Annotated in this window: 17 protein-coding genes and 1 tRNA gene; 4 read left to right on the top strand and 14 right to left on the bottom strand. The window is 46.6% G+C overall.

The window, feature by feature from the left end:
* Nucleotides 1–183: 183 nt before the first annotated feature.
* The 5 genes from lon to AC2204_RS15425 all read right to left on the bottom strand — a co-directional run bounded on the left by lon (nucleotide 184) and on the right by AC2204_RS15425 (nucleotide 6774).
* Nucleotides 184–2556, bottom strand: coding sequence for an endopeptidase La (gene lon, locus AC2204_RS15445; RefSeq protein ID WP_318926573.1), 2373 nt, complete (start codon nucleotides 2554–2556; stop codon nucleotides 184–186).
* Between the two features lie 137 nt (nucleotides 2557–2693).
* Nucleotides 2694–3974 (bottom strand): ATP-dependent protease ATP-binding subunit ClpX, encoded by a 1281-nt coding sequence (gene clpX, locus AC2204_RS15440; protein WP_107284343.1) that lies wholly within the window; start codon nucleotides 3972–3974, stop codon nucleotides 2694–2696.
* Between the two features lie 116 nt (nucleotides 3975–4090).
* Entirely contained in the window at nucleotides 4091–4714 is a 624-nt protein-coding gene (gene clpP / locus AC2204_RS15435) for an ATP-dependent Clp endopeptidase proteolytic subunit ClpP (RefSeq protein WP_318926572.1), read from the bottom strand.
* A gap of 105 nt (nucleotides 4715–4819) precedes the next feature.
* Nucleotides 4820–6121, bottom strand: a complete 1302-nt coding sequence (gene tig, locus AC2204_RS15430; protein ID WP_318926571.1) for a trigger factor — start codon at nucleotides 6119–6121, stop codon at nucleotides 4820–4822.
* A 576-nt stretch (nucleotides 6122–6697) separates the two neighbouring features.
* Nucleotides 6698–6774, bottom strand: a tRNA-Arg gene (locus AC2204_RS15425).
* 389 nt (nucleotides 6775–7163) lie between these two features.
* Between AC2204_RS15425 and folD the strand changes: the two genes are divergently transcribed.
* On the top strand, nucleotides 7164–8021 hold the full coding sequence (folD, locus tag AC2204_RS15420; RefSeq protein WP_318926570.1) for a bifunctional methylenetetrahydrofolate dehydrogenase/methenyltetrahydrofolate cyclohydrolase FolD: 858 nt from the start codon (nucleotides 7164–7166) through the stop codon (nucleotides 8019–8021).
* Nucleotides 8022–8073: 52 nt separating this feature from the next.
* Here the strand turns inward: folD and galU are convergent, their stop codons facing one another.
* Both galU and rfaH read right to left on the bottom strand, forming a co-directional pair.
* On the bottom strand, nucleotides 8074–8982 hold the full coding sequence (galU, locus tag AC2204_RS15415) for a UTP--glucose-1-phosphate uridylyltransferase GalU (protein WP_318926569.1): 909 nt from the start codon (nucleotides 8980–8982) through the stop codon (nucleotides 8074–8076).
* 368 nt (nucleotides 8983–9350) lie between these two features.
* A complete protein-coding gene (gene rfaH, locus AC2204_RS15410; RefSeq protein WP_318926568.1) occupies nucleotides 9351–9848 on the bottom strand; it encodes a transcription/translation regulatory transformer protein RfaH in 498 nt (165 codons plus the stop codon).
* Nucleotides 9849–10271: 423 nt separating this feature from the next.
* Here rfaH and AC2204_RS15405 point away from each other — a divergent pair, with 423 nt between their 5' ends.
* Nucleotides 10272–11663 carry a peptide MFS transporter gene (locus AC2204_RS15405; protein ID WP_318926567.1) on the top strand — a complete coding sequence of 464 codons (1392 nt, stop codon included), beginning with the start codon at nucleotides 10272–10274 and terminating at the stop codon, nucleotides 11661–11663.
* A 92-nt stretch (nucleotides 11664–11755) separates the two neighbouring features.
* On the opposite strand, the gene AC2204_RS15400 is transcribed toward AC2204_RS15405, so the two are convergent.
* The gene (locus AC2204_RS15400) at nucleotides 11756–12808 is read right to left on the bottom strand and encodes a response regulator (protein WP_318926642.1); all 1053 of its coding nucleotides are present in this window, start codon (nucleotides 12806–12808) and stop codon (nucleotides 11756–11758) included.
* Nucleotides 12809–13157: 349 nt separating this feature from the next.
* Here AC2204_RS15400 and AC2204_RS15395 point away from each other — a divergent pair, with 349 nt between their 5' ends.
* Complete coding sequence (locus AC2204_RS15395; RefSeq protein WP_318926566.1) at nucleotides 13158–14036, top strand: LysR family transcriptional regulator; 879 nt, start codon at nucleotides 13158–13160, stop codon at nucleotides 14034–14036.
* 328 nt (nucleotides 14037–14364) lie between these two features.
* The gene (locus AC2204_RS15390) at nucleotides 14365–14964 is read left to right on the top strand and encodes a Yip1 family protein (RefSeq protein WP_318926565.1); all 600 of its coding nucleotides are present in this window, start codon (nucleotides 14365–14367) and stop codon (nucleotides 14962–14964) included.
* A 93-nt stretch (nucleotides 14965–15057) separates the two neighbouring features.
* Here AC2204_RS15390 and purF read toward each other — a convergent pair whose 3' ends face one another.
* The 6 genes from purF to truA form a co-directional block, all read right to left on the bottom strand.
* Nucleotides 15058–16572 carry an amidophosphoribosyltransferase gene (gene purF / locus AC2204_RS15385; protein ID WP_318926564.1) on the bottom strand — a complete coding sequence of 505 codons (1515 nt, stop codon included), beginning with the start codon at nucleotides 16570–16572 and terminating at the stop codon, nucleotides 15058–15060.
* 86 nt (nucleotides 16573–16658) lie between these two features.
* Nucleotides 16659–17150, bottom strand: a complete 492-nt coding sequence (locus AC2204_RS15380) for a CvpA family protein (RefSeq protein WP_318926641.1) — start codon at nucleotides 17148–17150, stop codon at nucleotides 16659–16661.
* A gap of 63 nt (nucleotides 17151–17213) precedes the next feature.
* Nucleotides 17214–17792, bottom strand: a complete 579-nt coding sequence (locus tag AC2204_RS15375) for an SPOR domain-containing protein (protein ID WP_318926563.1) — start codon at nucleotides 17790–17792, stop codon at nucleotides 17214–17216.
* Between the two features lie 2 nt (nucleotides 17793–17794).
* Nucleotides 17795–19066, bottom strand: coding sequence for a bifunctional tetrahydrofolate synthase/dihydrofolate synthase (gene folC, locus AC2204_RS15370; protein ID WP_318926562.1), 1272 nt, complete (start codon nucleotides 19064–19066; stop codon nucleotides 17795–17797).
* A gap of 159 nt (nucleotides 19067–19225) precedes the next feature.
* The gene (gene accD / locus AC2204_RS15365) at nucleotides 19226–20152 is read right to left on the bottom strand and encodes an acetyl-CoA carboxylase, carboxyltransferase subunit beta (RefSeq protein ID WP_318926561.1); all 927 of its coding nucleotides are present in this window, start codon (nucleotides 20150–20152) and stop codon (nucleotides 19226–19228) included.
* Between the two features lie 141 nt (nucleotides 20153–20293).
* Nucleotides 20294–21079, bottom strand: coding sequence for a tRNA pseudouridine(38-40) synthase TruA (gene truA / locus AC2204_RS15360; RefSeq protein WP_318926560.1), 786 nt, complete (start codon nucleotides 21077–21079; stop codon nucleotides 20294–20296).

Genomic DNA, 21079 nt, shown 5'->3' with positions numbered 1-21079 from the left:
GCAAGAACGAAGTCTTGCCACGAACAATTAAATTTGAATCAGGCCCTAATAATACCAGAACGCAACACCAATAATGCGTGTAAGCCTTGATATTATTGAGCTTACAGAAAATTAGACCTAACTTATAGCGACACAAAAAAACGCTGACAAGGCTTTTTGTACCTGAAAGCGTTTTTTCTTTACTTAACTTTGCTGCATGTCACTGTTTTGCGCGTTTACCAGCTCAATGCCGGTGGGATTGTTCTGCAATGCTATTGTCAGCACTTCATCAATCCAACGTACCGGACAGACTTCCAAATCAGCGATTACGTTATCTGGGATCTCCTCCAAATCACGTTCGTTTTCTTTTGGAATGAGTACCGTTTTAATGCCGCCGCGGTGTGCCGCGAGTAGTTTTTCTTTCAAGCCACCAATCGGCAGTACTTCACCACGCAGGGTGATTTCACCGGTCATCGCAACATCAGCACGTACCGGATTACCGGTCAGGCTCGAAACCAGAGCGGTACACATCGCAATACCCGCACTTGGGCCGTCTTTAGGCGTAGCGCCTTCCGGAACGTGAACGTGGATGTCACGCTTCTCGTAGAAGTCAGGATTAACCCCTAACCGCTCGGCACGAGTACGGACAACAGTCATCGCCGCCTGGATCGACTCCTGCATCACGTCACCCAATGAACCGGTATAAGTCAGCTTACCTTTACCCGGCATCGATTCCGTTTCAATGGTCAGTAAATCGCCACCGACTTCTGTCCATGCCAGGCCGGTGACCTGACCGATCCGATTACTTTCATCGGCTTTGCCATAGTCGCAACGCTGGACACCGAGATAATCCTTCAGATTATCCTGGTTAATAGACACCTTCTTGACATCTTTGTTCAGCAGAATTTCTTTAACCGCTTTACGGCATAGTTTTGAAATTTCACGCTCAAGATTACGCACACCCGCTTCACGCGTATAGTAACGGATAATCCCAATCAACGCAGAGTCTTCGACTTCGATTTCACCCTCTTTCAAGCCATTACGCTGGATTTGCTTATTCAGCAGGTGACGCTTGGCAATGTTGAGTTTTTCATCTTCGGTATATCCCGACAGACGGATCACTTCCATACGGTCAAGCAGCGGCCCAGGGATGTTCATTGAGTTCGAGGTCGCCACGAACATCACGTCAGACAGGTCGTAATCCACTTCCAGATAGTGATCGTTAAAGGCATTGTTTTGCTCTGGATCAAGCACTTCAAGCAGTGCAGATGCAGGATCACCCCGCATATCAGAAGACATCTTATCGATCTCATCTAACAGGAACAGTGGGTTTTTCACTTCCACCTTGGCCATCTTCTGGATCAGCTTGCCCGGCATAGAGCCGATATAAGTACGACGGTGGCCTCGAATTTCAGCTTCATCACGCACGCCGCCCAATGCCATTCGTACGTATTTACGCCCTGTCGCGGCGGCAATTGACTGCCCCAGCGAGGTCTTACCTACACCCGGAGGACCGACAAGACAAAGGATTGGGCCTTTTAGCTTATTGATCCGGGTCTGTACCGCCAGATACTCAAGAATACGCTCTTTTACGCGCTCCAGACCATAATGGTCGGCATTAAGAACTTCCTCGGCTTTTGCCAGGTTTCTCTTTACTTTTGAACGCTTATGCCAAGGAACACTGAGCATCCAGTCGATATAGCCACGTACAACGGTCGCTTCGGCCGACATCGGTGACATCATCTTAAGCTTCTGCAACTCTTGCTCTGTCTTTGTACGGGCTTCTGCAGGCATCTTCGACTCTTCGATTTTCGCCTTGAGCGATTCGAATTCGTCTGGTGCGTCATCAAGCTCACCCAGTTCTTTCTGGATCGCTTTCATCTGTTCGTTTAAGTAGTACTCGCGCTGGCTTTTTTCCATCTGCTTTTTAACGCGACCACGAATGCGCTTTTCGACCTGAAGCAGATCGATTTCAGATTCCATCATTGCCATTAAGAACTCTAAACGTTCTGTAATATCAATAATTTCGAGTACTTTTTGCTTGTCTGCCAGTTTCAGAGGCATATGCGCGGCAATCGTATCAGCCAGGCGTGCCGCTTCGTCGATGCCGTTTAGCGACGTTAAGACTTCTGGCGGAATTTTTTTATTGAGCTTGATGAAGCCTTCAAACTGGTTAATAGCAGTGCGAACCAAAACTTCCTGCTCGCGCTCATCCATTTCCGGTGTGATCTGAAACACAGCTTCAGCACAGAAGAAGTCATCATCGGTTAAGTTTTCAACTTTTGCTCGCTGTTGACCTTCAACCAGTACTTTCACCGTGCCATCAGGCAGCTTCAGCAACTGAAGGATCGTCGCAACCGTGCCGACATCATACAATTCGTCAATCGAAGGTTCATCAGTGGCCGCTTCTTTCTGGGCGACCAGCAGAACTTGTTTATTATTATCCATTGCCGATTCAAGGCAACGAATTGATTTTTCCCGGCCCACAAACAATGGAATCACCATATGAGGGTATACCACCACATCACGCAGTGGCAGAACCGGGATTTCAAGGCGTTCAGAACGCTCCAGGTTCATATTATTCTCTCTTCCTTTTAGACTCTTTATTGAGTATATGGGGGTAAAGCATCAAGATTCAACGGGAGATGCAACAGAAAATAAAAAAGGAGGCAAAAGCCTCCTTTTTTTTAGACATCTGAGTAGTTATTAAACAATTACTCTGCGCCAGCTGCTTGATTTCCGGTATTTTCGTAGATCAGCAATGGATCTGACTCACCGTTAATCACTGACTCGTCAATTACAACTTTACTGACGCCTTCCGCTGATGGCAATTCGTACATCGTATCGAGCAGAACCGCCTCAACAATTGAACGCAAACCACGGGCTCCCGCTTTGCGCTCCATCGCTTTACGAGCAATGGCAACCAGTGCATCATCGCGGAATTCAAGCTCAACGTTTTCAAGTTCAAGCAATGCCGCATATTGCTTAGTCAATGCATTCTTAGGTTCACGCAGGATTTGAACCAACGCCGCTTCATCAAGCTCGTTCAGCGTTGCCGTAACGGGCAGACGACCGATGAACTCAGGGATCAAGCCGTATTTAACCAGATCCTGTGGCTCAACTTGCGCAAACAGATCGCTCAGAGTGCTCTTTTCGTCTTTCGAACGAACGTCAGCACCAAAACCAATACCAGTACCGGTTGATATGCGCTGTTCAACCACTTTATCCAGGCCGGCAAATGCACCGCCACAGATAAATAGGATCTTAGACGTATCAACTTGCAGGAATTCCTGCTGCGGATGCTTACGGCCACCTTGAGGTGGTACCGAAGCAACAGTACCTTCAATCAATTTCAGTAGTGCTTGCTGAACACCCTCACCCGATACGTCACGCGTAATCGACGGGTTATCAGACTTACGTGAAATCTTATCAATTTCATCGATGTAAACAATTCCGCGCTCAGCTTTCGCTACGTCGTAATCACACTTCTGCAGCAGCTTCTGGATGATATTTTCAACATCTTCACCAACATAACCCGCTTCAGTCAGCGTGGTTGCATCAGCCATCGTAAATGGTACATCCAGCATACGTGCCAGTGTTTCAGCCAGCAGCGTCTTACCGCTACCGGTCGGACCGATCAGCAGAATATTACTTTTACCCAGCTCAACACCCTCACTCGTGGTGTCGCCATTACGAAGACGTTTGTAATGGTTATAAACCGCTACCGCCAACACCTTCTTAGCATGCGGCTGACCAATAACGTAATCATCCAGGTTTGAACGAATTTCTTGCGGAGTCGGAAGCTCATTGCCGTCGCGCTTAGGCATCACTTCTTTAATTTCTTCGCGAATAATGTCGTTACAAAGATCAACACATTCATCGCAAATATACACAGAAGGGCCAGCAATCAGCTTACGAACTTCATGTTGGCTTTTGCCGCAGAAAGAGCAATACAGCAGTTTTCCACTACCATTCTCTTTTCGCTTATCTGTCATTCGCTAACCTCTTTTCGGGTTTAAACCCATCATTGCCTTGTTTTGAGTGTATAACAACTCTTGCTATTTTGCTCCGCCACACGACTAAAGTCGCGCAACCGAGAAAATAATCAGAATTAGTCACGTTGCGTCAAAACAGCATCTACCAAACCATACTCAACAGCCTGCTCAGCAGACATAAAGTTATCACGGTCAGTATCTCTCTCGACAACTTCAAGAGGTTGACCTGTGTGATTAGCAAGTAAGGTGTTAAGTTTATGTTTGATAGTCAGAATTTCTTGCGCATGGATCTGAATATCCGATGCCTGTCCCTGGAAACCACCTAACGGCTGGTGGATCATAACACGAGCGCTCGGCAGGCAGTAACGCTTACCCGCAGCGCCGCCCGCTAGCAGAAATGCGCCCATAGAACACGCTTGGCCCATACATACTGTACTGACGTTTGGTTTAATAAACTGCATGGTGTCATAAATAGACATACCAGCCGTTACCGAACCTCCCGGTGAGTTGATGTAAAGGAAAATATCTTTATCTGGATTTTCCGATTCTAGGAATAGAAGCTGTGCAACTACTAGGTTGGCCATATGATCTTCAACCGGACCGGTCAGGAAAATCACACGCTCTTTCAGTAGTCGGGAATAAATGTCGTAGGAACGCTCACCACGAGAAGTCTGCTCGACCACCATAGGAACCAGCGCATCCATAATCGGAGACATGGCGTTTTTTTCTTGGTAGCTCATAACGTTATTTCCCTAAAATAAATGGCCCGAATGAAAATACTCACACGGACCATTGTTAGCAGAAAATTTGAAACAAAGTCAAATCTCTACAGTAATTTCAGCAAATTAAGCCGCTGGCTGGTTCATAAGATCGTTGAAGCCAACTTCTTTTTCAGTCACCTGAGCTTTTGCTAATAGTGCGTCAATCGCTTGCTCTTCAAGAGCAACATTGCGCATGTTGTTCATTAGCTGCTCGTTTTGCTCATAGTAAGCAACAACTTCAGTTGGATCTTCGTAAGCAGAAGCCATTTCTGCGATTAGCGCTTTAACACGCTCGTCGTCAGCTTTTAGTCCTTCAGCTTTGATCACTTCACCGATTAGCAGGCCAACAACAACGCGACGTTGAGCTTGCTCTTCAAATAGCTCACGTGGTAGTTCAGGGGTGTTCTTCGCATCGCCACCAAAACGCTGTGCAGCTTGTTGACGAAGTACATTGATTTCCTGATCAATCAACGCTGATGGCACAGAGATATTGTTCTGCTCAACCAGACCGTTAAGAACCTGCTCTTTGATGCGCCCTTTAACGGCTTGCTTCAGTTCACGTTCCATGTTCTTGCGAACTTCCGCTTTAAGACCGTCAACAGAACCATCGACAACACCGAATTTAGCTACAAATTCTTCCGTTAGCTCTGGTAGTTCTTTCGCTTCAACTTTATGCAGTTTGATTGCGAAAGATGCTGCTTTACCTTTTAGGTTTTCAGCGTGGTAATCTTCAGGGAAAGTCACTTCCAAAGTGAACTCATCTCCCGCTTTCTTACCCACGATGCCATCTTCAAAACCAGGGATCATGCGGTTTTCGCCCATTGCTAGTGCGAAACCTTCAGCTTTACCGCCTTCGAATTCTTCACCATCAATAGACCCTGTGAAATCGATAGTCACACGGCTGTCTGCAACAGCTGGTGTTTCAACTTCAGACCACGTTGCTTGCTGCTTACGTAGCGTATCAAGCATGTTCGCAACATCTTCGTCTTTTACTTCAACGGCTGGTTTTTCAACAGTAATCTTCTCAAGACCCGCTAACTCGATCTCAGGATATACTTCGAAAGACGCTTTAAAGACAAGATCTTTACCTTCAGCAATCTCAACTGGCGTAAAAGTCGGCGCGCCTGCTGGATTAATTTTCTCTTTAACAATTGCTTCGATAAAGTGACGCTGCATCACTTCACCTAGAATGTCCTGGCGAACAGAAGCGCCAAACATACGAGCAACCATTTTAATAGGGGCTTTACCCGGACGGAAACCATCGAAACGACGATTTTTAGCAATTTTTTTCAGCTCTGCAGTTACTGCATCTTCAATGTTAGCGGCAGGAACTGTGATAGTTAGATGGCGCTCTAGGCCTTCAGTGGTTTCAACGGTAACTTGCATTTTATTTAACCTCAAATCTTACTCAGCTTTTCTGAGTGATGTTGCCGATCAGTCATTTACTGACGGTGGCATCCTTTCGTGTTACGGCAAAAAAACCATAACGCCTTTAATTCTGATAATTCCTAGCACTTCTGGAAAAAACCACAGGGCTAGAAACCAAACGCGCATTATAGCGACCTGTTCACCTGTCGTCGAGACAGAAGGCTTAAACAGCGATCAAAATACAACTGTTCCACAACATAGGGGCAAAAAAACCATTTTCAAGGGTAAAAAGTGAAAATAAACGACTCAATCATGATTTTTTTAATCAATAGCCCGAAAAACCATCGAATCGCGCCATGACCAATCACTGAGTTATGTTGAAGCTATTGACTCATTGAACAATTATCAAGCAATACGTTTAGCGCTTTTCTCATTACGTTGTGGTAACTGACATTGCTACATACCCAGTAATCTGAACAGGTACTAAAGCGATTTACGTAAATGAATAAAGGGATCAGACAAAAGCCAAGAAGTATGAAGCGACGGACTCATCGGAATGGGGAACTTAGTGAATCAAGGAGTGCAAAAGGAAGATGGTACGCCCTGCAGGATTCGAACCTGCGACCACATCCTTAGAAGGGACGTGCTCTATCCAGCTGAGCTAAGGGCGCATAATTTAACGTAACACTGTGTTACGGGGCAAAATTATACGTCGCTCAATCTTAACGTCAACGCTTTTTAGTCTATTTCCTTCATCTAAAACACCAACCGCTCAAACTTCCAACAAACCAACTTTAATTTAAGCAGTTAGCGCTGCTGTTTTATTCGCTCCCCGCTTTATAACAGCCAAAACAGATCGTGAGCACCCAGCGCGCAATCGTTTGCGCGGTGGATCTGAATCACATTATCTGCGACAATGTATTGCACTAACCAGCGCTATATAGCCATATTCGAAGTACGCTCTTAGCCTTATCGATAGTTGGTTTACGCTCAAGCAATTAATGACATATTAAGACGCCCTAGTTTGCAAATAAGCCGGGAATTACCCAAAAGGATAATCATGACCGCTCAAATTATTGATGGAAAACTTATTTCCCAGACGGTTCGACAAGAAGTTGCTGCGCGAGTAAAGGCGCGAATTACAGCTGGATTACGAGCTCCAGGTTTAGCCGTGATACTGGTAGGGCAAGATCCGGCCTCACAGATTTATGTCGGCAGTAAACGTAAAGCGTGTGAAGAAGTTGGTTTTGTTTCACAATCGTTCGATCTTCCGGCAACAACCAAAGAAACTGAGCTTCTGGCATTAATCGATGAACTGAATGCAGATAACAATATTGACGGCATCTTGGTTCAGTTGCCACTACCGGCTGGTATTGATACCACAAAAATACTTGAGCAGATTGACCCGGAAAAAGACGTTGACGGATTTCATCCATACAATGTTGGCCGTTTATGTCAGCGCATCCCTAAATTACGCTCATGCACTCCCAAAGGCATCATGACGTTATTAGAGCGCTATAATATCCCGGTTCGTGGTCAGCATGCTGTTATTGTTGGCGCCTCTAATATTGTCGGTCGTCCAATGACATTAGAGCTTTTGTTAGGCGGCGCGACAACGACTACCTGTCATCGCTTTACTCAGGATCTTGAGCACCACGTTCGCCAGGCCGATATTCTGATCATTGCGGTCGGTAAACCTAACTTTATTCCTGGTGATTGGATCAAGGAAGGTGCGGCGATTATTGATGTTGGCATCAACCGATTAGACAACGGTAAGCTTGTCGGAGATGTTGAGTATGATGTTGCTCGCGAGAAGGCGAAATACATCACCCCAGTTCCCGGCGGTGTTGGCCCGATGACGGTCGCGACTCTGATTGAAAACACCCTACTGGCTTGCGAGCAGTATCATTCGGACTGATTAGAAACGAGATTAAAGAAGGGAAGCTTAAGCTTCCCTTTTAATCTTCACCTTACAGCGTTTTACCTAATTCTTTCAGGTACGCTTTAAAATCATCACCCAAGCTGCTATGGCGTAGGCCGTATTCTACGAAGGCCTGCATATAACCCAACTTACTGCCACAGTCATGGCTTTTACCCGACATGTGGAACGCATTCACTTGCTGAGATTCCATCAGCATATCAATCGCATCCGTCAGCTGAATTTCATCACCGGCACCAACCGGTGTTCTCGCCAGTAGATCCCAAATCTCAGCGGGTAATATATACCGCCCCACAATAGCAAGATTTGACGGCGCCTCTTCAACCGCAGGTTTTTCGACCACTTTAGTCATCGCCGTCGTTTCACCCGGCTTGAGTTCAGTACCATTGATGTCTGCCACACCGTAATTGGCAACCTCTGCCATCGGGACAGGCTCCACGAGTACCTGACTGATCTTGGTGGTGTTAAAGGCATGAATCATCGCCGCCATATTTTCTTTGCTCAGATCACAGGCCAAATCATCAAGAATGACATCCGGCAGCACAACCGCAAAAGGCACATCACCCACTAATGGACGGGCAGCGAGGACAGCATGACCTAGACCTTTAGCCTGACCTTGTCGCACATGCATAATCGTCACATCTTTCGGGCAGATACTCTTCACTTCATCAAGCAGTTGACGTTTAACACGCTTCTCTAATGTCGCTTCCAATTCAAACGAAGTATCAAAATGGTTCTCGATAGAGTTTTTTGATGAATGCGTGACCAGTACTATCTCTTTAATACCAGCCGCGACGCACTCGTTAACCACATACTGAATCAATGGCTTATCGACTATGGGTAACATTTCCTTTGGAATTGCTTTGGTTGCCGGAAGCATACGGGTTCCAAGGCCTGCGACAGGAATAACGGCTTTACGAACCGGAGAGGTATTCGACATTCTATTTTCCATTAGTATTTAACGAGACGAAGCAACTATAACAAATAACTATACCCAAGCCACTTCAATATGCGTGATTCAGAGCTTCCTCTGGGAATTCAATTCAAGCAAAATGTGTGCAGGAAGGGTCGTTTCCTTTCAAGAACATTTTTCGCTGAAGTGCGTTTCCAGAGGAGCTCCCAAAGGGCGAGTTTCAGTGGCTTTTATACTGCGTTAGCCATACTCCAAATAGACGCCTATTCGCTCATATGGCTGCCTTGCCTAAAAGTCACTGAATTCTCGCTGAACTCTGCATCTTGAAGTGGTTTGGGTATATTACCCCACCACGTCACAGAGAATAACCTGCGAGGGAACCGAATAAACGGCGGCTATTTTTTCACGATATCTTTATTTTCGACGCTCACTTTAACAGGCTTACCCAGCAAGTTGATCAGCATAAATGAACGTTTTTCCCCATCCGCTTCCTGGTAAATAGCTTCGATCCCTTTGAACTGTCCTTGCTCCAGCTTTAGGGTTTCTCCCGGTTTCGGGAAACTGGAAAGTTGCTTCTGATGTTCTTCGCTATCCTCGTTCATCATCAAGCCATAAACAATTTCTTGTTGCACACGTTGCGGTTTTGCCCCCTGGCGAATAAAGTCCGCGACACCTCGAGTCGAGCGCACTGTGGTAAAGCTCAGGGTTTCCGGATCAAAATAGACAAAAATATAACTCGGGAACAGAGGTTCCGGTGCTTCCACCCGTTTGCTTCGGACAATTTTTTGCACTGTCACTTGCGGGTAGTAACATTCAACCCCTTGACGATCAAGATTAAGCACCGCACGCTCTTGTTCACTACGTTTACAATAAAGAAGGTACCAACCTTTCATAACATTCCCGACCAACAGGCAATAAATCAACTGGATTAAATTATAAGTACTCGTAAATAAAGAACAACTTATAAAACTAATTGCCTTTCAAATTGCGATCCCTACTTCTCCGAAGCCCTTCCCATTATGTTACATTTGTAAAAACCATTAAAAATTAAAAATATCGAGATTTAAACCCAAACAGAAAGAAATAGATAAGATATACGACCAACAATACCAGTATGTAAGGTGTATTTAACCAAAACCCACAATGAAAAGTTATTTTCCATTTTTGCCTGCAATATGCACACTTACTTATAATTCAACAACTTACAATGTTAGCGCTTTGTTCTGCTAATGTGAACGCTTGCAGAGTAATATTTTGTGCATTATAAAATGGGCAGCATTAGCAAACACACAAATAATATTACATAGAGAATAATCATGAGCAATCAAAGTAGTGGTACCTTATTGGGCCACCCGAAAGGTTTGTTCTTACTGTTTGGTACCGAACTGTGGGAACGCTTCTCCTATTACGCTATGCGTGCGATTCTGGTTCTTTATCTGACAGATAAGACAATCAATGGCGGCCTCGGCTGGTCAACTCAAGACGCACTGAGTCTTTACGGCATCTACACCGGCCTGGTTTATATTACCCCTTTAATTGGTGGATGGATTGCCGACAACGTCTTGGGCCAGCGCCGCTCAATTATGATCGGCGGTGTGCTGATGGCCTTGGGTCAATTTACACTTGCTCTGCCTAACAGTATTATTGACCCGCACGCAGCCACCGCTTTTTATGCGGGCCTTGGCCTGCTCATCGTCGGTAATGGTATGTTCAAGCCGAATATTTCAACCATGGTCGGCGATCTTTATAAAGATGGCGATAACCGACGTGACGGTGCCTTTACCATTTTCTATATGGGTATCAACCTTGGTGCTCTAATGGCGGGGATCATTGCTGGCTCAGCATCTACCGCATACGGCTGGAAAGCTGGCTTCCTGACTGCCGGTATCGGTATGCTGATCAGTCTGGTGATGCAGTTTATTTTTGCCGAGCGCTTATTGGGCGATATCGGTAAAGAGCCTGCCGCAAAGCGTGCTGCAGCAATGAATAAATCCGGTAAAAAAGAGCCACTGACCGCACAAGAGCGCGATCGTCTGAAAGTTATCATGATCATGGGTCTGTTCGTGGTCATCTTTTGGGCAGGCTTCGAGCAAGCCGGCGGCCTGATGAACATCTTCTCTCAGCACTACACTGATCGTATGATTGGCAGTTTTGAAGTACCTGCAGCCTGGTTCCAGTCACTTAACCCGTTCTTTGTCATTACGCTTGCCCCTGTGATTGCGGCATTGTGGGTAAAAATGGGGCCTAAAGAGCCAAACTCTCCGGCTAAATTTGCCATGGCTCTGTTCTTCCTTGCCATCGGCTTCCTGTGCATGATCGGTGCAGTAACTCAGCAAGGTGGTGATATTACGGTGAAAACCTCAATGTTCTGGCTGGTTGGTGCATACTTCTTCCACACCTTGGGCGAGCTGTGTCTGTCTCCTATCGGCCTGTCAATGGTCACTAAGCTGGCACCGCTTCGCTTGGCTTCACTGATGATGGGTGCATGGTTCGGTTTCAATGCGGTTGCTAACTATGTCGCCGGTATTATTGGTGCAAATGTTGGTGAAGCAGGTCCGATGGCTATTTTCAGCGGTATTGCCATCGCGGCAACCGTTGCTGGTGCTTTACTGCTACTGTGTTCAAACCAGTTAATTCACTGGATGCATGGTGCAGAAGGTCAGGTTATTGAAGATGACGTGATCGAAGGGAACGCAGTAGAAGCTTAATCTAACGAAGCTTCAACACAGAGTAGCCAGCACATTCGCTGCTGGCTATTTTTTATATCAACAGGCTCTTTTTGAGCAAATTCTTGCATCTTTTACGCCGACTCCAGTCTCTTTAACGTCACACTGAAACTAGCCGAACCAATTTCACTTAATGACAAACGTCCACCCGACTCTGATAACTGCAATTGAATAATGTCGTTGCTCTGAGCGCACTCTCCGAGCCACGATTGCGCCATGACAGAATGCATCCCTTCACTGGTTTGTAAAACAGCCCCCAGCCCGGCGGAAACAACGGTCAGGCTTCGGTCACACGCATCAAAAATACCAAACAATCCCTTAATCGGTGACGCATACCCTGAATGCTGCATCCCCTTTTCAATTAGGTTGATTAAATGCGCCAGGTCATTTTCTTCCGCCATCCGGGTACGCAGATAATCATTAAAAAAGGCGCGGAGCAGCAATGTGGTGGCAGTGCCTTTGTTCCCACCGGCGGCAGAATCAACCAGATAAAATGCCAGTCGACCATCCATCAACCAAGTATAATCCAGGAGAACAGGCGGCACATCGGCAGATTGCAAGACACAGTAATTCAGCTGCCAGTCTCCCTGCTTAGATTCTGTATCCGGCATTAAGCCGACCAGCAATTCCCGAGCAGCTTTAGGGTTAGACTGGAGTTCCTGAATATGCCATTCGAGCTCTTCATCGACAACGCTGCTGTCTTCACCTACACCAAACCATTGGCTGGAAAAGTCACGGCTTTCGGTACAACAGTCCTGAGACTTTAATACCGATAAAAGTGCAGACTGCAGCACCATTATATTATCCAGCGGCTTGATGAGAAAATCCTTTACCCCGTGACGCAATGCTGTTGCCACGTCAGCCATATCACCGGTCCCCGAAATCACGATGACAGGAACCATCGGATACTGAACCGATATCTCTTCGACAAATTCCATTCCCGATAGCACCGGCATTGCCAAATCACACAGTAAAACATCAGGGATCGCCACCCTCAAGGCTTGCAATCCTTTCAGGCCATCATCAGCTTCTCGCACCGCACACCCCTGGCTTTGCAAAAAACCACATATCATCCGACGAAAAACAGGATCGTCCTCTACAACAAGAATATCTTTACCTTCTAGCAACGATTGTGTTCTCCATGAGTTATGGTTTGCGACACCCTGACTTTTTTCGGGGGAGTTGATACTATTTTCTCTATAACTGCGCATGAAAACCTAATCGTTAATCAGCCTATCAAAAGCATAGGTGTAAAATCGTCATTCGTCAGGGCTGACAATCTATTCGGGGAGGAAATTAGGTGTTTAATGCTATCCACTTCAAATAAATACACTTTTTATCGCTTTAATAGATATGATAACGCATGCTTAAAAAAGGGTTATTATTGATTTATAGCAAGAGTTGTTATGTTAAAGACATACTTTGACTCATTGTATTATACAATTCCCCATTATGAGTTTTCAGCAATGACTTTTTATGAAACTTGACGATCTAAATTTGTTCCGAATGGTTGTTGAAAATGGCAGCTATACCGGGGCCTCCCGCAAAACCCAAGTGCCAGTAGCAACACTCACACGCCGAATTCAAGCTTTGGAAGAATGCCTGAATATTCGCCTGTTGAATCGTCATGCTCGTAAATTATCGCTTACGGAAGCCGGACAGAAATTTTACGATGATTGTGCACCTCTACTACAGCAATTAGTTGATAAAACGGTGCACATCAGTGAAGAATGCAAGGGAGCTGCCGGTAAGCTAAAAATTGCCGCCCCTTCTAACCTGACGAAAGTCCTGCTTCAACCGATGCTGAGTGCATTTATGCTGCAACATCCGGCCATCGATATCACACTGCATATGAGCAGCGAGCCGGAGCAACTCGATCCGACCGATTGGGATGTCATGTTCCGAGTCGGCCCTCAGCGCGATTCAACCCTCATTGCTCGCCGTATCAGCGCGGTTAAAGATATTCTTGTCGCCAGCCCTGATTACTTAAAGAGCCACCCAGAGCCAAGGCACGCTCAGGAGCTGCACAATCACACGTTATTAAAAGGCAACCCGCTACTTCGCTGGCGCTTAACTGACAGCAACGGAGAAACCGTTACGATCAATGAACGAGGTCGCTTTGAAGCCAATCAGTTAAATGTGGTGAGAAAAGCATGTATTGCCGGGTTGGGGATCACCCTGATGCCTGATGTTATGCTGGAAAAATACATCTCTTCGGGTGAGTTAGTCCGTATTCTTGAAAACTGGTCAGCGAACCCCCGAGAAGTCTTTTTACTGTACAACCACCGAGACTACCAGCCAGAAAAGTTACGGTTATTCATTGAGTTCGCCAGCCAATACTTTGAGCTGAATTAAGGCCTTCGAAATATACGTCAGGCTTTGAGCCAAACCAAACGCAGTTGATTAACCCGAATGCTATATACACCATTCCCAGCATTGCAGAAGCAATGTGTCGGGAGTGATGTTTTGCCCGTGATTCCCAGTAAGCTGATTCCTTTCCTTTATCTTCTTTCCTTTTTATTACTCTCATATCACTTTCCACGCTAGCCGAAGCAATTTCTTGCCAACGCCCCGAACCCCGACTACATGTTATTAGTATGTAAACGCATTTCACCCTTTTACAATTGTGAAATGTACCATCTGTTACGTGCAGCTACTTGGCATTTATAGACGAGGAAACGTTATGATTCTGGGACATTTATTTGGAATATACACTCACCCTAAACAAGAGTGGCGCAGCATTGATAAGGAACATGATGGAATAAACAGCAGTCTCAGCCACATCCTGTTAATTGCTCTGCTGCCACCTATTTTCGCATTTATTTCCAGTGTCTTTATTGGCTGGAAAATTGGCGCGGGGGATCCTATCTATCTCACTCAATCCAGTGCCCTCGGTATGTCAATTGCTATGTATTTTGCTCTGGTTGGAGGTGTCTTTGCCCTTGCTTATGTTTCCTACTGGATGAGCCAGACCTTTGGTTCAACCCCGACCTACACACAAGCCCTTGAACTGGCAGCTTATACCGCGACACCACTCTTTATGAGCAGTATTGCCGCCCTCTATCCGCACCTCTGGTTCCTGATGATTGCCGGATTAATCGGGGTAGCCTACTCCGTTTACCTGCTGTATACCGGCGTCCCTATCCTGATGCATATACCGGAAGAACGCGGATTTATCTATGCCAGCTCCATTGTCACCTCAGGCTTAGTGCTGCTGGTAGCGATTTTGGCGGGATCGGTTATTTTGTGGAATCTTGGATTAGGGCCAGTATTTATGAGTTAATCGAAAAACAGATCAAAAAGAGCGAGAATCACCTCGCTCTTTGTTATCTTGGCTCTTTCAAGCACCAGAACTTTTCCTTAGCGGACAGTCCTTTTACCCTTCGTTATGAATTTCAAGATTGACAAGATCCTGCTGGATTTCTCGTTTGGTCTTAGACTCTTCATTACGGAGCGAGTCGAGAAAATCCAGATATTGCTGGTTAATATCCCCCGTCACATAACTGCCATTAAACACTGAAGTCTCAAACAGCTGGATATTAGGATTACCTTCAGCCACCGCTGAAACCAGGTCTTCCAGATCCTGGAAAATCAAGCCATCAGCACCAATCATCTTGCAAATTTCATCGACTTCACGCCCATGGGCGATTAACTCATTCGCGCTTGGCATATCGATACCGTACACATTCGGGAAGCGAACCTCTGGTGCTGCAGAGGCCAGGTACACTTTACGCGCACCGGCTTCACGAGCCATCTCAATGATCTGCTCTGATGTGGTACCGCGGACAATCGAATCATCAATTAGCAGTACGTTCTTACCTTTAAATTCAGAGCGAATTGCGTTGAGCTTACGGCGAACAGACTTACGGCGCATTTGCTGCCCGGGCATAATAAAAGTACGGCCAACATAACGGTTTTTCACAAAACCCTGGCGGTATGGCTTATCAAGCGTTCGGGCTATTTCTAACGCACTGTCACAAGAGGTTTCCGGTATCGGGATAACAACATCAATATCCAAGTCATCCCATTCTCGTTTGATTTTTTCACCCAGCTTCTGTCCCATGCAAACGCGCGCCGCATACACAGAGATTTTATCAATGAACGAATCAGGACGAGCAAAATAAACAAACTCAAAAATACATGGGTTCAGTTGGGGATTATCAGCACACTGTTCAGTGAACAATTGTCCCTCAAACGTAATATAAATGGCTTCGCCGGGAGCCACATCACGCACAAAATCAAACCCGACAGCATCAAGTGCGACCGACTCTGACGCCACCATGTATTCGATCCGGCCTTCAATTTCACGCCTGCCCAGACATAGCGGACGAATACCGTGCGGATCACGAAAAGCAATCAGACCGTGGCCAATCACCATGGCAACCACAGCATAAGCTCCTTTAACCGCGCGATGTACTTCGCGAACCGCAGTAAAAATATCGGCAGGAGTCAGCGGGTGAGCTTGGGCAACTTCAAGCTGATTCGCTAATACATTCAACAGAACTTCAGAATCAGAGGTTGTATTAACATGGCGCCGGGCTTGCTTAAACAAAGACTCCCTGATCTCTGAGGCATTGGTTAAATTACCATTGTGTGCCAGAGAAATACCATAAGGAGAATTCACATAAAACGGTTGAGCTTCTGAAGCGCTTGAACTGCCTGCTGTTGGGTAACGAACATGGCCAATTCCAACATCTCCCTGAAGACGTTGCATGTGCTTAGCTTCAAACACATCACGAACAAGCCCATTCGCCTTACGCAGACGGAAACGATTGCTTTCCAGGGTAACAATACCGGCAGCATCCTGGCCGCGATGCTGTAGCACGGTCAGTGCGTCATAAATAGACTGGTTTACCGGGGTTGAGCCCACGATTCCGACGATACCACACATATCCTAAATCCTCGTCACGCAAAAATTACCAATGGATGGAGTAACAGCACGCTCTGTTACTCTCCATCGTTGCCATAAGGCCGACGCTAGAGCGCGCCGGGTAAAAAGCTGGAAGTATTTTTCAGGTATGAGAAGAACCATTCAATAACCACCCCGAACTGAGGGATCAACTGCGACTGTTTCCACCAGTCCGCACTCGAAAATCCAGTAAAGGCATCAATAAAGAACAATACCGCAGAGACGATTAACACGCCCCTCACACCACCAAAAACAACTCCGAGTACCCGATCTGTCCCAGACAAACCGGTTTTCTGAACTAATTGTCCGATAACATAGTTCACCACCGCGCCGACTATCAGCGTTGAGATGAACAAAACAGCGATGGCGCTACCATTACGTAACGTCGCATCTTGAATATTGCTAAAGTAAGCTGCCAGCTGAGGGTAAAACTGACTTGCAACAAAAAAGGCAGTAAACCAAATCACGAGTGACAGCGCTTCTTTAACAAATCCGCGGATTAAACTGACCAATGCAGAGAAGCCAATCACGCCTAAAATTACGTAATCTATCCAGATCATCATTTATAGTTTCGTCTTGTTGATGCGTATTCTAACAGAAAAAATGAGAACGCAAACGTTTACCTAAGGGTTTAGTGGGTTAAATCTGAGCAATTGACCTTTTAACCCCGTTAATTTTTCCAAGTCTTTAATCTGGCCTGTCAGTTTATCTTTCGCGACATTCGGGCCGACCACCACTCGTGCCAAATCACCCGGCATAGGTTGTTTCGGAAAAACATGAGCCTGAAAACCAGCCTTACGGATCTTCGCCACTAACTGATGTGCATTGTCAAAATTCCGGAAAACACCCAGTTGTATAACCCAGCCGCTCTTTTGATAACCGGCTTTCGGCGGCTCAACAGCTTGAGGGGCAACGGCTAACGGTACCTCTTCTTGGGCAATGTCTGAATCACCGGAAACCTCATACCCACTCTCATCGATAACAGCGGAAACCGGCTCTTGCGGCAGCTCGATATCGGCAAATTCAGGTTCAGGGATCGTCGTAAAGCCTTCCTGAGCATTCACTTCGGGCTGTAACGGAATGCTGGCAAACTGCTCCTGGTAATGTTGTTTCTTGCCATCAAACAAATCGGGCAGAAAAATCACCCCGATTGCGACCAGAATGATGGTCCCGACCAGACGGCTTTGGAATTTACTCGCCACGTTTACTCCTGAATTGATCCAATATGGCTGGAAATCTGACCAACAGTGTAAAACGAGCCAAAGACGATTACCACATCGTCCTCTTCAGCTTGTGTTAGCGCTGCGTCAAAAGCTTGCTCTGGTGTTGAAAAACCGGCTGTAGCATGAGGTAAGTGCTCAATGATCTCTTCGGCTTTGGCCGCTCGCGGGCCTTTTAAGGACGCAGGATACCAGACATCAACCATCCCTTTCATCTCAGCAACAGTGGATGCGATATCTTTATCATGCAGCATCGCAACGACCGCATGAATACGGGCTTTGTTTTCCCGCTTTTTCAGCAGCTCCAGCTGAGTGGCAAAATAATTGGCAGAATGGGGGTTATGTGCAACGTCCATAATCACTAACGGTTTTTCAGCCACTCGCTCCATTCTGCCGGGCAGTGAGGCCTTCGCCAAACCCGCTGCAATATTTTCATCGCTGATATTCAGCTCGGCCGCGCCTAGTGCCATCAATGCTGTCGCGGCATTAGGCAAAGGCAGCGACGGCAGCGGGAGCTGCTGTAAATCAAATGCGCCACAATTCCAGCTCCAGCTCTCACCGTGGTGTTCATAACTGAACTGATAGCCAACCTGGTACAAGTGCGCTCCGATATCGTCGGCATGCGCCGGTACGGTGGAAGGCGGATTAGGCTGGCCACAAATTGCCGGCTTATCAGAGCGGAAGATACCAGCCTTCTCGTACCCAATGACTTCAATATCATCACCTAACCAATCAACGTGATCGACGGCAAGGCTGGTGATCACCGCGACATCATGTTCGACAATGTTCGTCGCATCCAGCCGCCCGCCCAGCCCGACTTCCAGAATCGCCACATCCACCTGATGCTGCTTAAGCAGGTGCAACGCCGCCAAAGTGCCAAATTCAAACAGGCTTAGACTGGTTCCACCCCGGCATTGTTCTATATCAGCAAAAGCCTGGCTATGTTGATGATCAGCCAGCTCCTGACCGTTAATGCGAACACGTTCGTTGTAACGAACCAGATGAGGAGAACTATAGACACCCACTTTATATCCGGCATCAAGCAAAATGGCTTCAAGAATGGCACAGGTAGAGCCCTTGCCGTTGGTTCCCGCGACGGTGATCACCCGCTCTGCGGGCTTGGTAAGCTGAGCATGTTGGGCGACGGCGAGCGCGCGATCCAAACCAAGATCAATGGCGCTGGTATGAAGTTGTTCTAAATAGGTCAGCCAGGAGGAAAGGGAGGCTGTGGCTTGTGGTGCGGTCAATCCAGACATTGGGATGTATTCACTTATTAATACCCATCAAAGGTACTAATTTAACACTGAACCGAGCCTGAGTTCACGTAAACAAGAAAGAAATTCTACTTAGCACCCGCTAGGTGTTTTTTTCTTGTTTAAACCCGTTGCCCGGTTCAGTGGCAACATCAAAAAGGCTTATGCCTCTTCGTTATTTTCTTTTTCAGCTTCTATCTGCAGTTGCTGAGGTTGATCAACCGGCACGACTAAAGGTGATGTGTTATTCGTCATTTTAGCCACCAGGCCGCCAATGCGCTGACGCATTTCGCGACGATCAACGATCATATCAATCGCACCGTGCTCAAGCAGGAATTCACTACGCTGAAAACCTTCAGGGAGTTTTTCACGCACTGTCTGCTCGATAACACGCTGACCCGCAAAACCGATCAACGCTTTTGGCTCACCAATGTTGATATCACCCAGCATGGCCAGACTTGCCGATACACCGCCCATTGTTGGATCAGTCAGCACAGAAATAAATGGCAGCCCTTTCGCCGACAGGCGTTCTAATGCCGCGCTGGTTTTTGCCATTTGCATCAGAGACATCAGTGCCTCCTGCATGCGCGCTCCGCCACTGGCAGAGAAACAAACCAGTGCACAGTTGCTGGCAATGGCTTCGTCAACAGCACGAACAAATTTAGCACCGACAACTGAGCCCATTGAACCGCCCATGAAAGAAAACTCAAACGCACAGGCAACAATTGTCTGCTCCAGCAGAGTGCCCTTCATTACGATTAATGCGTCTTTTTCGCCACTGTTTTTTTGGGCAGCAGAAAGGCGATCTTTATATTTTTTTGAATCACGGAACTTCAGTTTATCTTTCGGCTCCATATCAGCAGCCAGCTCTACCGGGCTTTCTGTATCAAGAAAAGTCTCAAGACGACGGCGCGCCTTCATACGCATGTGATGGTCGCACTTTGGACACACTTCGAGGTTACGTTCCAGGTCGGCGTGATAAAGTACTTGTTCACATGACGTACACTTTGTCCAGACCCCTTCAGGGATCGACACTTTTCGAGAAGAGACAATATTGCTTTTGGTTAGTATCTTTTCAAGCCAGCTCATGAATGACCTTTAGTCTATATTCCCCCGCTAATTTAAGCTGAGGATGAAAATTCGTTAACTATCGGGGGTGAATTAAAGCACAAAGTTGCCAATCTGTAGATAAAAAACTGGTTGTACCTTATGGTTTATACGCTAATCACCTCAATCTGCCAGGAAAAGAGGCCCTAGCGGTGCTGTTGGTAAACCAAATTCTTCAGGGTAATCGACGGCGACTAAGTATAGTCCCGCGGCCTTTGCTGTTTCACCTGCGACACGGCGATCTTTTTGTTCAAGTACCCACTTCATCCACTCCGGAGTTTCCTGGCCGCGACCGACCCGGATCAGGCTCCCCGCAATGTTGCGTACCATGTGGTGTACAAATGCATTGGCTTTGATGTCGATGATCACAAAGTCGCCCTGACGGCTCACATTGACATGCTTCATATCGCGCCATGGGCTTCGTGATTGACATTGAGTCGCACGCACTGACGAAAAGTCATGCTCTCCAACCAAATATTGCGCCGCTTCATGCATTTTTTCCTCGTCTAGGTGGCCGTGATAATGGCTAACACCAATACCAAATATAGCCGGACGTAATGCATTATTATAAATAATGTAGCGATAACGACGTGCAGTGGCACTAAAACGGGCATGAAAATCATCGCTCACTTCTGTTGCCCAACGTACTGCGATATCTTTTGGCAGGTGCGCATTGACACCAATTGTCCACGCAACCATTTTGCGTTCAACATCAACGTCAAAATGCACAACCTGACCCGTTCCATGAACCCCAGTATCTGTCCGTCCGGCACAAAATACGGTAATCGGTTTATTCGCCACATGTGATAACGCCTTTTCCAAACGTTCCTGAACACTATCTACATCACGTTGACGTTGCCAACCGCAGTACTTTGCACCGTCGTACTCAATACCTAAAGCTATTCGCAT

This window comes from Photobacterium sp. (assembly GCF_057456235.1).
The sequence above is the reverse complement of the archived record's forward strand: the minus strand, read 5'-3'. Positions and strand labels throughout refer to the sequence as shown.

Bases quoted from the DNA above. Each gene is read 5' to 3' on its own strand.
- lon (WP_318926573.1), bottom strand. From the start codon at position 2,556: ATGAACCTGGAGCGTTCTGAACGCCTTGAAATCCCGGTTCTGCCACTG.
- clpX (WP_107284343.1), bottom strand. From the start codon at position 3,974: ATGACAGATAAGCGAAAAGAGAATGGTAGTGGAAAACTGCTGTATTGC.
- clpP (WP_318926572.1), bottom strand. From the start codon at position 4,714: ATGAGCTACCAAGAAAAAAACGCCATGTCTCCGATTATGGATGCGCTG.
- tig (WP_318926571.1), bottom strand. From the start codon at position 6,121: ATGCAAGTTACCGTTGAAACCACTGAAGGCCTAGAGCGCCATCTAACT.
- folD (WP_318926570.1), top strand. From the start codon at position 7,164: ATGACCGCTCAAATTATTGATGGAAAACTTATTTCCCAGACGGTTCGA.
- galU (WP_318926569.1), bottom strand. From the start codon at position 8,982: ATGTCGAATACCTCTCCGGTTCGTAAAGCCGTTATTCCTGTCGCAGGC.
- rfaH (WP_318926568.1), bottom strand. From the start codon at position 9,848: ATGAAAGGTTGGTACCTTCTTTATTGTAAACGTAGTGAACAAGAGCGT.
- AC2204_RS15405 (WP_318926567.1), top strand. From the start codon at position 10,272: ATGAGCAATCAAAGTAGTGGTACCTTATTGGGCCACCCGAAAGGTTTG.
- AC2204_RS15395 (WP_318926566.1), top strand. From the start codon at position 13,158: ATGAAACTTGACGATCTAAATTTGTTCCGAATGGTTGTTGAAAATGGC.
- AC2204_RS15390 (WP_318926565.1), top strand. From the start codon at position 14,365: ATGATTCTGGGACATTTATTTGGAATATACACTCACCCTAAACAAGAG.
- purF (WP_318926564.1), bottom strand. From the start codon at position 16,572: ATGTGTGGTATCGTCGGAATCGTGGGCTCAACCCCGGTAAACCAGTCT.
- AC2204_RS15380 (WP_318926641.1), bottom strand. From the start codon at position 17,150: ATGATCTGGATAGATTACGTAATTTTAGGCGTGATTGGCTTCTCTGCA.
- folC (WP_318926562.1), bottom strand. From the start codon at position 19,066: ATGTCTGGATTGACCGCACCACAAGCCACAGCCTCCCTTTCCTCCTGG.
- accD (WP_318926561.1), bottom strand. From the start codon at position 20,152: ATGAGCTGGCTTGAAAAGATACTAACCAAAAGCAATATTGTCTCTTCT.
- truA (WP_318926560.1), bottom strand. From the start codon at position 21,079: ATGCGAATAGCTTTAGGTATTGAGTACGACGGTGCAAAGTACTGCGGT.